Origin of the sequence: Herbaspirillum sp. BH-1 (genome assembly GCF_002870055.1) — a bacterium.
Taxonomy (GTDB): Bacteria; Pseudomonadota; Gammaproteobacteria; order Burkholderiales; family Burkholderiaceae_D; genus Herbaspirillum; species Herbaspirillum frisingense.
Map to the genome: position 1 here is coordinate 437,172 of NZ_PKOI01000001.1, position 11,695 is coordinate 448,866.

Here is an 11,695-nt window from a genome sequence, read left to right on the forward strand (position 1 = left end):
GATAATTTCGCGTCACTCCGCATAAATGATAAAAAATATATGCGGCGTTGTACATATATAAATAAATTAAAAGAGAAGGATAGCGCCGCAAAGATGGGTCGGTTTCACGATCCGGCCCTACCGGCTTTGCGATGCAGTCCTTCCTTCGATTTACCCACCACACACACTCAAAAATATTCGGAGGAATAATGGCTTTCGATTTCCTGAACAAGGAACATACAGTCGCCAAGCCTGGCTTCAATCGCTGGCTGGTACCGCCAGCAGCACTCGCAATCCACCTTTGCATCGGCATGGCCTACGGTTTTTCCGTGTTCTGGCTGCCGCTGTCCAAGGCCCTGGGCGTGACCGCGCCCATCGCCTGCGGCGCCGATGTCGGCTTCTTCGCCCAGGTTTTCTCGTCCTCCTGTGACTGGAAGATCTCCATGCTGGGCTGGATGTACACCATGTTCTTCGTCCTGCTGGGCATCTCCGCCGCGCTGTGGGGTGGCTGGCTGGAACACGCCGGTCCCCGCAAGGCCGGCGTGGTCGCTGCCATCTGCTGGTGCGGCGGCCTGCTGATCTCGGCCCTGGGCGTGAAGACGCACCAGATCTGGCTGATGTGGCTGGGCTCGGGCGTGATCGGCGGCGTTGGTCTGGGTCTGGGCTATATCTCGCCCGTGTCCACGCTGATCAAGTGGTTCCCTGACCGTCGCGGCATGGCCACCGGCATGGCCATCATGGGCTTCGGTGGTGGTGCGCTGGTTGGCACCCCGCTGGCCGATGCGCTGATGAAGAAGTTCGCCACCCCCACTTCCGTGGGCGTATGGGAAACCTTCGTGGTCATGGCCGTGATCTACTTCGTCTTCATGATGGCCGGCGCCTTCGGCTACCGCGTGCCGCCTTCGGGCTGGAAGCCGGCCGGCTGGACCCCGCCGGTGGCCAAGTCCTCGGCCACGATGATCACCCAGAACCACGTGCACGTCTCCAAGGTCTGGGGTATCCCCCAGTTCTGGCTGGTGTGGCTGGTGCTCTGCCTGAACGTGTCGGCCGGTATCGGCGTCATCGGCATCGCCTCGCCGATGCTGCAGGAAGTGTTCGGCGGCAAGCTGCTGGGCGTGGACATCGGCTTCAATGACCTGTCGGTCGACCAGAAGACCGCCATCGCGGCGCTGGCCGCCGGCTTCACCGGTCTGATCTCGCTGTTCAACATCGGTGGTCGTTTCGCCTGGGCTTCGTGCTCGGACTTCTTCGGCCGCAAGATGACCTACGCCATCTTCTTCGTGCTGGGCTTCGTGCTGTACGTGAGCCTGCCGTGGTCGGCCAAGGCCGGCAACATCCCGCTGTTCGTGGGTGCGGTCTGCATCATCCTGTCGATGTACGGCGGCGGTTTCGCGACCGTGCCGGCTTACCTGGCCGACCTGTTCGGCACCCAGATGGTGGGCGCCATCCACGGCCGCCTGCTGACCGCGTGGGCGACCGCCGGCATCCTGGGCCCGGTGGTGGTGAACTACATGCGTGAATACCAGCTCTCCCTGGGCATGCCCAAGAGCCAGGTCTACAACACCACCATGTACATCCTGGCCGGCATGCTGGTGCTGGGTCTGATCTGCAACCTGCTGATCCGCCCGGTCGCTGCCAAGCACTTCATGACCCCAGAAGAACTGGCCCGCGAAAAGCAGCTGGCCCACGAAAAGTCGGCTGCCGATGCAGCTGCCACCGCTGGTTCCGGCGACATGTCGCAGATCGGTTCCGGCGGCAACCCGGCCGTGATCGGTCTGGCCTGGGCGGCCGTCGGCATTCCGCTGGTCTGGGGTATCACCCTGGTGTTGCAGAAGTCGGCCGTGCTGTTCCGCTGATCGCGTAGTCCCTGTTTCAAACTCGACTGCAGGCCGGCTCCACCCGGCCTGCACGAGAGACCCCAGCGGCGAAAGCCGCTGACACAAGCTGCCCTGCAACGTGAGCAGCGGCAGCTTGTGTCAGCGACTATCAAAAAATCAGGAGCGCAGTCCGTCCACCCGGTAGGGGCAGGCGCGCATCCTCAGTGTTCACACCAACCCCGAAGGCAGGGCGAACATGCAACAACGGAGACCAGCTGTTCCACCAAGCACGACCGTGCGCGCCCATCCCCGAGCCTGCGCTGCGCTGCTGCATGCCGCTTCCCTTCGCCTGATCTGTTTCCAGCAGGCCGCCCCTCCGTAGGGGCGGCCCCACCCCTTTCATTCGTCATTTGCGCGGTCCATAGAAGATCCTCCGGGAGAAGGACGAGGTCCGCATCAAGGCAACACAGGAGGCAACAATGAAGCGGCAACAAGTTTTCGACGTGGCGGCGGTGCGCAGCATCATCGCCGATCGCAAGGACATGGCCGGTGCCATGCTCCCCATCCTGCACGGCATCCAGGAAAAGGTGGGGTACATCCCTGCCGATGCGGTGCCGATGATCGCCGGCGAGCTCAATGTCTCGCGCGCCGAGGTACATGGGGTGATCTCGTTCTATCACTTCTTCCGCCAGGAGCCGGCCGGCCAGCACGTGGTGCAGGTCTGCCGTGCCGAGGCCTGCCAGGCACGCGGCAGCGAGGCCCTGGCCGAACATGCGCAGAATGTGCTGGGCTGCGGCTTCCATGAGACCAGCGCCGACGGCAAGTTCACGCTGGAGCCGGTGTATTGCCTGGGCCAGTGCGCCATCGGCCCCAACCTGACCATCAATGACGAGCTGCACGCCCGCGTCGATGCCGACAAGTTCAAGCGCCTGATCCAGGCCAAGCGGGAGGCATGATGAGCGCCAACGATATCGTCACCATCTACGTTCCCCGCGACTCTACCGCGCTGGCCCTGGGCGCCAATGAGGTGGCCGCCGCCATCGCCGCCGAGGCCGACAGGCGCGGCCAGTCCATCAGGCTGGTGCGCAATGGTTCGCGCGGCATGTTCTGGCTGGAGCCGCTGGTGGAGGTGGTTACCGCCGCCGGCCGCGTGGCCTATGGACCGGTCGCGCCGGAGGATGTGGCGGGCCTGTTCGACGCCGGCCTGCTGGCGGGCGGGAATCATGCGCTGCATCTGGGTCTGACCGAAGACATCCCCTTCCTGAAGAACCAGGAACGCCTGACCTTCGCCCGCGTTGGCATCATCGATCCGCTCTCGCTGGACGACTACCTGGCCCATGAAGGTTATGTCGGCCTGAAGAATGCCCTGACCAAGACGCCCGAGGCCATCGTCGAGGAAATGATCGCCTCCGGCCTGCGCGGCCGGGGCGGTGCGGCTTTCCCCACCGGCATCAAGTGGCAGACCGTGCTGCGCGCACCTGCCGCGCAGAAGTACGTGGTCTGCAATGCCGACGAGGGCGATTCCGGCACCTTCTCTGATCGCATGATCATGGAAGACGACCCCTTCACCCTGATCGAGGGCATGACCATCGCCGCCCTGGCCGTGGGCGCGACCGAGGGCTATGTCTATGTACGCTCCGAATATCCGCATTCGATTGCCACGATGAACGAGGCCATTGCCATCGCCACGGCGCGTGGTTATCTGGGCGAGAACATCCTGGGCTCGGGCAAGTCCTTCCGCCTGGAAGTGCGCAAGGGGGCGGGCGCCTACATCTGCGGCGAAGAGACCGCCATGCTCGAAAGCCTGGAAGGCAAGCGCGGCGTGGTGCGCGCCAAGCCGCCGCTGCCGGCCATCGAAGGCCTGTTCGGTAAACCGACGGTGATCAACAACCTGATTTCGCTGGCCTCGGTACCGGTGATCCTGGCGCGTGGCGCGGACTTCTACAAGAACTTTGGCGTGGGTCGTTCGCACGGCACCCTGCCATTCCAGCTGGCCGGCAACATCCGCCAGGGCGGGCTGGTGGAAAAGGCCTTCGGTCTCACGCTGCGCCAGTTGCTGGACGACTTCGGTGGCGGCAGCGCCAGCGGTCGTACTATCCGCGCAGTGCAGATGGGCGGCCCGTTGGGCGCCTACCTGCCGCAGTCGCAATTCGATACCCCGCTCGACTATGAAGCCTTTGCCGCCATCGGTGCCATGATCGGTCACGGCGGCCTGGTGGCCTTCGACGATACGGTGGACATGGCCCGCCAGGCGCGCTACGCCATGCAGTTCTGTGCCGTGGAGTCCTGCGGCAAGTGCACGCCTTGCCGCATCGGCTCCACCCGGGGCGTGGAGGTGGTCGACAAGATCATCGCCAACGATGAGCGGCCACAACAGATCCATCTGTTGAAGAGCCTGTGCGACACCATGGTCAATGGCTCGCTGTGCGCCATGGGCGGCATGACGCCGTTCCCGGTGCTGTCGGCGCTGAACCATTTCCCGGAAGACTTCGGCGCGCCCAGCGAACAGGCAGCCTGATCCCATCACCGAATGCAGAGGAGTTGCAACATGAACCAGCTCAATGAAACGGATTACGGCACGCCGGCGCGTGCCTCTGAAAACATGGTCACGCTGGAGATCGACGGCGTGGCCGTGACGGTCCCGGCCGGCACCTCGGTGATGCGCGCTTCGGTGGAGGCCGGCATCAACGTACCCAAGCTGTGCGCCACCGACAGCCTGGAACCCTTCGGTTCCTGCCGCCTGTGCCTGGTGGAAATCGAAAAGGATGGCCGCAAGATGAAGGGTTACCCGGCCTCCTGCACCACGCCCTGCGAACCGGGCATGAAGGTGCAGACCCAGACCCCCAAGCTGGCCGAAATCCGCCGTGGCGTGATGGAGCTCTATATCTCCGACCACCCGCTGGATTGCCTGACCTGTCCCACCAACGGCAACTGCGAACTGCAGGACATGGCCGGCGTGGTCGGCCTGCGCGAAGTGCGCTACGGCTACGAGGGTGAGAACCACCTCAAGCTGAAGAAGGATGAATCCAATCCCTACTTCACCTATGACGCCTCCAAGTGCATCGTCTGCAACCGCTGCGTGCGGGCCTGCGAGGAAACCCAGGGTACCTTTGCCCTGACCATCAACGGTCGCGGCTTCGAATCGCGCGTCTCGGCCGGGCAGATGGAAAGCTTCATGGAATCCGAATGCGTCTCCTGCGGCGCCTGCGTGGAAGCCTGCCCGACCGCGACCCTGACCGAGAAGACCGTCATCATGCTGGGCCAGGCCGAGCACAGCGCCGTCACCACCTGCGCCTACTGCGGCGTGGGTTGCTCCTTCAAGGCCGAGATGAAGGGCAATGAAGTGGTGCGCATGGTGCCGTACAAGGACGGTAAGGCCAACCAGGGCCACTCCTGCGTCAAGGGCCGCTTCGCCTGGGGCTATGCGACCCACAAGGACCGCATTCTCAACCCCATGATCCGCAAGAGCATCAACGATCCCTGGCGCGAAGTCTCGTGGGAAGAGGCGCTGTCCTATGCGGCCAGCGAATTCCGCCGCATCCAGGCCAAACATGGCAAGGATTCCATCGGCGGTATCACTTCCTCACGCTGCACCAACGAAGAAACCTACCTGGTCCAGAAGCTGGTGCGCGCCGCCTTCGGCAACAACAACGTCGACACCTGCGCCCGCGTGTGCCACTCGCCCACCGGCTATGGCTTGAAGCAGACCCTGGGCGAATCGGCCGGCACCCAGACCTTCGAATCGGTGATGAAGTCCGATGTCATCCTCATCATGGGCGCCAACCCGGCCTCCGGCCACCCGGTGTTTGCCTCGCAGATCAAGCGTCGCGTGCGCCAGGGCGCCAAGCTGATCGTGATCGACCCGCGTACCACCGAGATGGTCAAGTCGCCGCACGTGCAGGCCGACTATCACTTGAAGCTGCGGCCCGGCACCAACACTGCCATCATCACCGCGCTGGCCCATGTGATCCTGTCCGAGGGTTTGCAGGACGAGAGCTACATCCAGGAACGCTGCGACCTGCAGTCGTACCAGGACTGGAAGGAGTTCGTGCTGCGCGAGGACAATTCCCCCGAAGCCATGGCCGCCATCACCGGCGTGCCGGCCGAGACCCTGCGTGGCGCGGCCCGGCTGTACGCTACCGGCGGCAATGCGGCGATCTACTACGGCCTGGGCGTGACCGAGCATGCACAGGGTTCGACCACGGTCATGGGCATCGCCAACCTGGCCATGTGCACCGGCAACGTCGGCCGCGAAGGCGTGGGCGTGAACCCGCTGCGTGGCCAGAACAATGTCCAGGGTTCCTGCGACATGGGCTCCTTCCCGCATGAGCTGCCGGGCTATCGGCATATCTCGGACTCCACCGTGCGCAGCCAGTTCGAACAGGCCTGGGGCGTGACGCTGAACCCGGAACCGGGCCTGCGCATTCCCAACATGTTCGATGCGGCGCTGGATGGCAGCTTCAAGGGCCTGTACTGCGAGGGCGAGGACATCGTCCAGTCCGACCCCAATACCCAGCACGTGGCCGCCGCCCTGCAGGCGATGGAATGCATCGTGGTGCAGGACCTGTTCCTGAACGAAACGGCCAAGTACGCGCATGTGTTCCTGCCCGGTTCCTCCTTCCTGGAAAAGGATGGCACCTTCACCAACGCCGAACGCCGCATCTCGCGCGTGCGCAAGGTGATGCCGGCCAAGGCCGGCAAGTCCGACTGGGAAGTCACGGTGGCCCTGGCCGAAGCGCTGGGTTACCCGATGCCGTACAATCACCCCTCGGAAATCATGGACGAGATCGCCGCCCTGACCCCCAGCTTCCATGGCGTGAGCTACGACAAGCTGGAAAAACTGGGCAGCATCCAGTGGCCCTGCAACGAAGCGGCGCCGGAAGGCACGCCCATCATGCACGTCGGCAGCTTCATCCGTGGCAAGGGCAAGTTCATCAACACGCAATACTTCGCCACCGACGAGAAGGTGACCCAGCGCTATCCGCTGATCCTGACCACCGGCCGTATCCTGTCGCAGTACAACGTGGGCGCGCAGACGCGCCGCACCGAGAACTCGCAATGGCATAGCGAAGACCGGCTGGAAATCCATCCGCATGATGCCGAGGATCGCGGCATCCGCGAGGGCGACTGGGTCGGCGTGGAGTCGCGGGCCGGCCAGACGGTGTTGCGCGCCACGGTGACGGAGAACGTGCAGCCGGGTGTGGTCTACACCACCTTCCACTTCCCGGAGTCCGGCGCCAACGTGATCACCACCGACAACTCCGACTGGGCCACCAACTGCCCCGAGTACAAGGTGACGGCGGTGCAGGTCTTGCCGGTATCGCAGCCGTCGGAGTGGCAGCAGCACTACCAGCGCTTCAACCGCGAGCAGCTGGATTTGCTCAAAGGCGAGAAGGCTGCGGAGCCGCTGGTGACGAAGTAGATAGCGCAACGTCATCGCGCCCCATGGGTGCGATGACGGCGTGCCGGTCCTGCCATGATTTCCGCAGACGACCAGCCCGATCCACACAGTGCAGGACAGCATGAACACACGCAGCCAGACCCCGATTCCGAACGTCGATGACACCACCGGCGAGTACGCCACCTTTGCCCGCGTCCAGGTGGATCGCTGGCGGGATGGGCAGCGCGAGACGGTGGAGGACGTGGTGGCCGAAGAGGTCCCCATCGCGCTGGAGTACAACGGCATTTCGCACGCGGTGATGATGGCCACGCCCGCCGACCTGGAAGATTTCGCATTGGGTTTTTCGCTCACCGAAGGCATCCTTGCCAGCCCGGGCGAATTGTACGAATGCGACATCGTCCCCGGTTGTGAAGGCGTGCAGGTACAGATGCGCATCGCCACGGAGCGCTTCGTGGCGTTGAAGGAAAAGCGACGCAACCTGACCGGCCGTACCGGTTGCGGTCTGTGCGGCGCCGAGACGCTGGAGCAGGCGGTACGCCATCCGCAGGCCGTACAGGGAGGGGCCGGCTTTACGGTGGCGCAGGTGCATGCCGCCTTCGAGCAGATGCAGGCCGGCCAGCAACTGCAGCAGGCCACCGGTGCCACCCATGCGGCGGCGTGGATGGATGCAGCGGGTCGTATCGTGCTGGTGCGGGAGGATGTCGGCCGCCACAATGCGCTGGACAAACTGATCGGCGCGCTGGCCGAAGAGAAGACCGATTTCTCGCAAGGTGCGGCCATCATCACCAGCCGCGCCAGCTACGAGATGGTGCAGAAGGCGGCCACGGTCGGCATCGGCTTCATTGCTGCCGTCTCGGCCCCGACCGCCCTTGCCATCCGCCTGGCCGAGGAAACCGATGTCACGCTGCTGGGCTTTGTGCGCAAGCAGGGCCACGTGGTGTATGCGCGCCCGCATCGTCTGCGTTGAACCATCCGCGCCGGGCCGCATGCCCGCGTGAACCGATTGAACAATATTGCAGGAGGAGACTCATGAATACCGAACACCTGGTCAAGATGGCCAACCAGATTGGCAGTTTCTTTTCCACCATGCCGGACCGCGACCAGGCCATGGCCGACCTCGCCACCCATCTCAAGCGCTTCTGGGAACCGCGCATGCGCAAGGCTTTCCTGGAACATATCGACAAGACGCAGGGGGAGGGCGTGGATGCCATCGTGCTGGAGGCGGTGAATCGGCATCTGCAGCAGTTGGCTGCCTGATTCCCGTTGAGGCCATGGTGCCGATGCCTGCATGGTATCGGTGCCAGTGCTCCGATAAGCGCCGTCCGCCCCTGTGTCGGACGGCGTTTTCATTTCCCGTTCACGCCGCCAGCGCCGCCTCCGCCACCTCCGCTGCAATCCGGTGGAACCTGCGCCCGAAATAGGCCAGGCCATCTTCTGCGGTCGAGGCCAGGCGGATGTGTCGCACCTCCACGAACAGCACGCTGTGGGTACCGGCCTGCTGCTGCAACACGATATCCCCCTCCAGCACCGCCAGGGCATCGGGCAGGACCGGCTGGCCGTAGTCGCCGGTGATCCACTGCACCTCGCGCATCCGTTCTTCGGGCGCCACGCCGGTCATGCCGGCGATCATGCGCGCCAGTTCTTCCTGGTGCGCGGCCAGGATGTTGATGCACAGGCGTCCGTTGCCCACCAGGGTCGCGTGCGCGGCACTCTTGACGTTGATGCACACCAGCACGGTAGCCGGATCGTCCGAGACCGAGCTGACCGCGCTCACGGTCATCGCCGCGCGTCCGGCGGGGCCGTCGGTGGTGATGATGTTGACGGCCGCCGACAGGCGCGCCATGGCATCGCGAAAGTCTTTCTTCATGGTATGTCCATCCAAAAAAGAGATGACATCCGGCACAAGGCTTCGTTATCCTTTGCGCAATCTGCGGCAAGGGTCGGGCGGATGTCGATCAGCAGGTGAGAGGGAGAACGCATCGCTTGGCAAAGCCTGCGTCCTGGGATGAACAATAGACCCTGAGCAAATCAAGGGTCAAATGATTGTCTGGAATGTCGCGCATGAAGCAAATGAATATCGGGGCGGTGGACCTGAACCTGCTCAAGACCTTCATCGTCATCTGGGAGTTGCGCAGCCTCACCGCCGCCGCCGAGCGCCTGCACCTGACGCAACCGGCAGTGAGCCACGCGCTGCGCCGCCTGCGCGAGATGTTCGACGACCCCTTGTTCGTGCGCAGTACCACCTCCATGGTGCCCACCGAGACGGCCATCCGCCTGCACGAGCCGATTGCCCGTGCCCTGGGCATCATCCACGAGGCCCTGCACACCCATTCCAGTTTTGATCCGGCCACGGCCACGCGCAGCTTCCATCTGGTGATGTCGGACATGTCCTGTAGCCACGTGCTGCCGCTGCTGATGGAAGAGCTGGCCCATGCGGCACCGCATGTCTCCATCGAGGTGCAGCAGATGGCCATGGAAAACCTGGGCGCGGCCATGCGCAATGGCGACATCGACCTGGCCTTCGGCTACCTGCCGGGCTTGCCGGAGGATTGCCAGAGCCAGCTGGTGCTCAATGACGACTACATCTGCATGCTGCGCAAGGAGCATCCGATGGTGGGGCAGGCCCTGACCATGGAAAACCTGCTGCAACTGCGCTACGTCTACACCAACACCAATACCACCGGCCACCAGCTGGCCGAGGATGTGTTGCGCAATGCCGGTGTGAAGCGCGACTTCGCGCTGCGCATGCCGCATTTCACGGTGGCACCGGAAATCGTGCGCCATACCGACCTGGCACTGTTCCTGCCACGCAGCATCGCCGAGCGCCACAATCTGGACGGCGCCTTCGTGCTGCTGGACCTGCCGCTGGAGATGCCGCGCATTCCGGTAAGTCTCTATACCCACACCCGTTTCTCGGCCGACTCCGGTATCCAGTGGCTGCGCAGCCTGTTGATCGAAATGTTCGGGCGCGAAGAGATCGTGCCGTGATGCTTCGCTGAGCCCTGCCCATGGCTGCGGATGACTGTCGCAAATACATGGCATCAGCGGCGCGGATTTGACCATGCGGCCTGCCTGCGCTGACACTGCAGGCTGTTCATTTTTCTGCCCCTGCCAGCCTGTGCGTGCCATTGCCTATCACCGTTACGGACCGCCGTCCGTGCTCGAACCGAGCGATCTCGTTGAACTTCCCCTGGCGCCTGACCATGTGCAGGTGGCCATGCATGCGGCTGGCGTGGCGCCGGTCGATACCAAGCTGCGTGCCGGCCTGCTGCAGCATCTGCTGCCGCTGAGCCTGCCCAAGGTTCCCGGGCGGGACGGGGCCGGGGTGATCACGGCCATCGGTGCCGAGGTGCAGGGCTTGCAGGTGGGTGACGAGGTCTGCGTCATGCCCGGCATGCTGGGGCGTGGCACCACCCTGGCGTGCGCCGTGCTGCCGCAGCAGCAGGTGGTGCGCAAGCCGGCCAGCCTGTCGATGCAGGAAGGTGCGGCCTTGCTGCAGCCGGGGGCGAGTGCCTGGATTCCGCTGCTACGCACGGCGCGCATCCAGCCTGGCATGCGGGTGCTGATCCACGCCGGTTCCGGTGCGGTGGGTAGCTTGATGGTGCAGTTGGCGGCGCATCTGGGCGCCGATGTGACGGCAACCTGTCGCAGCAGCAACGTCGATTACGTGGCTGGCCTGGGCGCCAGGCAGGTGATCGCCTATGACCGTGACGACTTTTCTGCCGTGCGTGAACAGGATGTGGTGATCGACCTGGTCGGCGGCGCCACCCATGATCGGTCCTACCCGCTGCTGCGGCGTGGCGGTCATCTGGTGTGGCTGGTGGCGGCACCCATCCGTGACAGAGGCAGCGAGTTCGGCGTGACCGTCACCCGCTCCCTGATCGAGGAAGACCAGCAGGTCCTGCAGCAGGTGGTGGACCTGGCCGCGCAAGGCGTATGGCGTCCGGCCATCAGTGCGGTGCTGCCCATGGCGGAGATCGCCCGGGCGCACCAGATGCTGGAAGAGGGCGCGGTGACGCGCGGGCGGCTGGTGCTGGAGATCAACTGACCCCGCGCGGGCTTCTCCCTGGGCCGGTCGGCAGCATCGCCGCAATGCAGGCACAATGGCGCGGTTCGGCGGTTGACGTTCCCGTTCCCCGCCGTTGATCCCCCCCCCTTCAGGAGAGACTCATGTCGATCGCAGTCACCGGCGATGTTCCCTATTACGCCGTCATCTTCACTTCCTTGCGTACACCGGGCGACCATGGCTATGGCCGCATGGCCGAGACCATGGTCGAGGCGGCATCGCGCCAGCCGGGCTTCCTGGGCGTGGAGTCGGCGCGGGAAGAGGTCGGCATCACGGTCTCCTACTGGCAGAGCCTGGAGGCCATCGCCGCCTGGAAACGCGATCTCGATCACCTGATGGCCCAGCGCCTGGGACGGGAGCAGTGGTACCAGGCCTATCGCACCCGCATCTGCAAGGTCGAGCGCGACTACGGGTTTGTGCGGGATTGAGCTG

Annotated in this window: 10 protein-coding genes; 9 read left to right on the forward strand and 1 reads right to left on the reverse strand. The window is 64.2% G+C overall.

The features are described 5' to 3' along the window. The first annotated feature begins 188 nt into the window (after positions 1 to 188). The 6 genes from HBH1_RS01975 to HBH1_RS02000 all read left to right on the forward strand — a co-directional run bounded on the left by HBH1_RS01975 (position 189) and on the right by HBH1_RS02000 (position 8,454). Positions 189 to 1,835: an OFA family MFS transporter gene (locus HBH1_RS01975; protein ID WP_102661375.1), complete on the forward strand. Its 1,647-nt coding sequence runs from the start codon at positions 189 to 191 to the stop codon at positions 1,833 to 1,835. A 440-nt stretch (positions 1,836 to 2,275) separates the two neighbouring features. Next, the gene (locus HBH1_RS01980) at positions 2,276 to 2,752 is read left to right on the forward strand and encodes a formate dehydrogenase subunit gamma (RefSeq protein WP_077237880.1); all 477 of its coding nucleotides are present in this window, start codon (positions 2,276 to 2,278) and stop codon (positions 2,750 to 2,752) included. Beyond that, entirely contained in the window at positions 2,752 to 4,314 is a 1,563-nt protein-coding gene (locus tag HBH1_RS01985; protein ID WP_102661376.1) for a formate dehydrogenase beta subunit, read from the forward strand. Before HBH1_RS01980 ends, HBH1_RS01985 begins: the two co-directional genes overlap by 1 nt. A gap of 30 nt (positions 4,315 to 4,344) precedes the next feature. Beyond that, positions 4,345 to 7,218: a formate dehydrogenase subunit alpha gene (gene fdhF, locus HBH1_RS01990; RefSeq protein ID WP_102661377.1), complete on the forward strand. Its 2,874-nt coding sequence runs from the start codon at positions 4,345 to 4,347 to the stop codon at positions 7,216 to 7,218. 100 nt (positions 7,219 to 7,318) lie between these two features. Next, entirely contained in the window at positions 7,319 to 8,164 is an 846-nt protein-coding gene (gene fdhD, locus HBH1_RS01995) for a formate dehydrogenase accessory sulfurtransferase FdhD (RefSeq protein WP_102661378.1), read from the forward strand. Between the two features lie 62 nt (positions 8,165 to 8,226). Next, entirely contained in the window at positions 8,227 to 8,454 is a 228-nt protein-coding gene (locus HBH1_RS02000) for a formate dehydrogenase subunit delta (protein ID WP_102661379.1), read from the forward strand. Positions 8,455 to 8,554: 100 nt separating this feature from the next. On the opposite strand, the gene HBH1_RS02005 is transcribed toward HBH1_RS02000, so the two are convergent. Beyond that, entirely contained in the window at positions 8,555 to 9,064 is a 510-nt protein-coding gene (locus tag HBH1_RS02005) for a flavin reductase (protein WP_102661380.1), read from the reverse strand. A 194-nt stretch (positions 9,065 to 9,258) separates the two neighbouring features. Between HBH1_RS02005 and HBH1_RS02010 the strand changes: the two genes are divergently transcribed. The 3 genes from HBH1_RS02010 to HBH1_RS02020 all read left to right on the forward strand — a co-directional run bounded on the left by HBH1_RS02010 (position 9,259) and on the right by HBH1_RS02020 (position 11,691). Then, positions 9,259 to 10,185 (forward strand): LysR family transcriptional regulator, encoded by a 927-nt coding sequence (locus HBH1_RS02010; RefSeq protein ID WP_102661564.1) that lies wholly within the window; start codon positions 9,259 to 9,261, stop codon positions 10,183 to 10,185. A 130-nt stretch (positions 10,186 to 10,315) separates the two neighbouring features. Next, positions 10,316 to 11,245: an NADP-dependent oxidoreductase gene (locus HBH1_RS02015; protein ID WP_102661381.1), complete on the forward strand. Its 930-nt coding sequence runs from the start codon at positions 10,316 to 10,318 to the stop codon at positions 11,243 to 11,245. Between the two features lie 122 nt (positions 11,246 to 11,367). Beyond that, positions 11,368 to 11,691 carry an antibiotic biosynthesis monooxygenase family protein gene (locus HBH1_RS02020; RefSeq protein ID WP_102661382.1) on the forward strand — a complete coding sequence of 108 codons (324 nt, stop codon included), beginning with the start codon at positions 11,368 to 11,370 and terminating at the stop codon, positions 11,689 to 11,691. Positions 11,692 to 11,695: the final 4 nt, after the last annotated feature.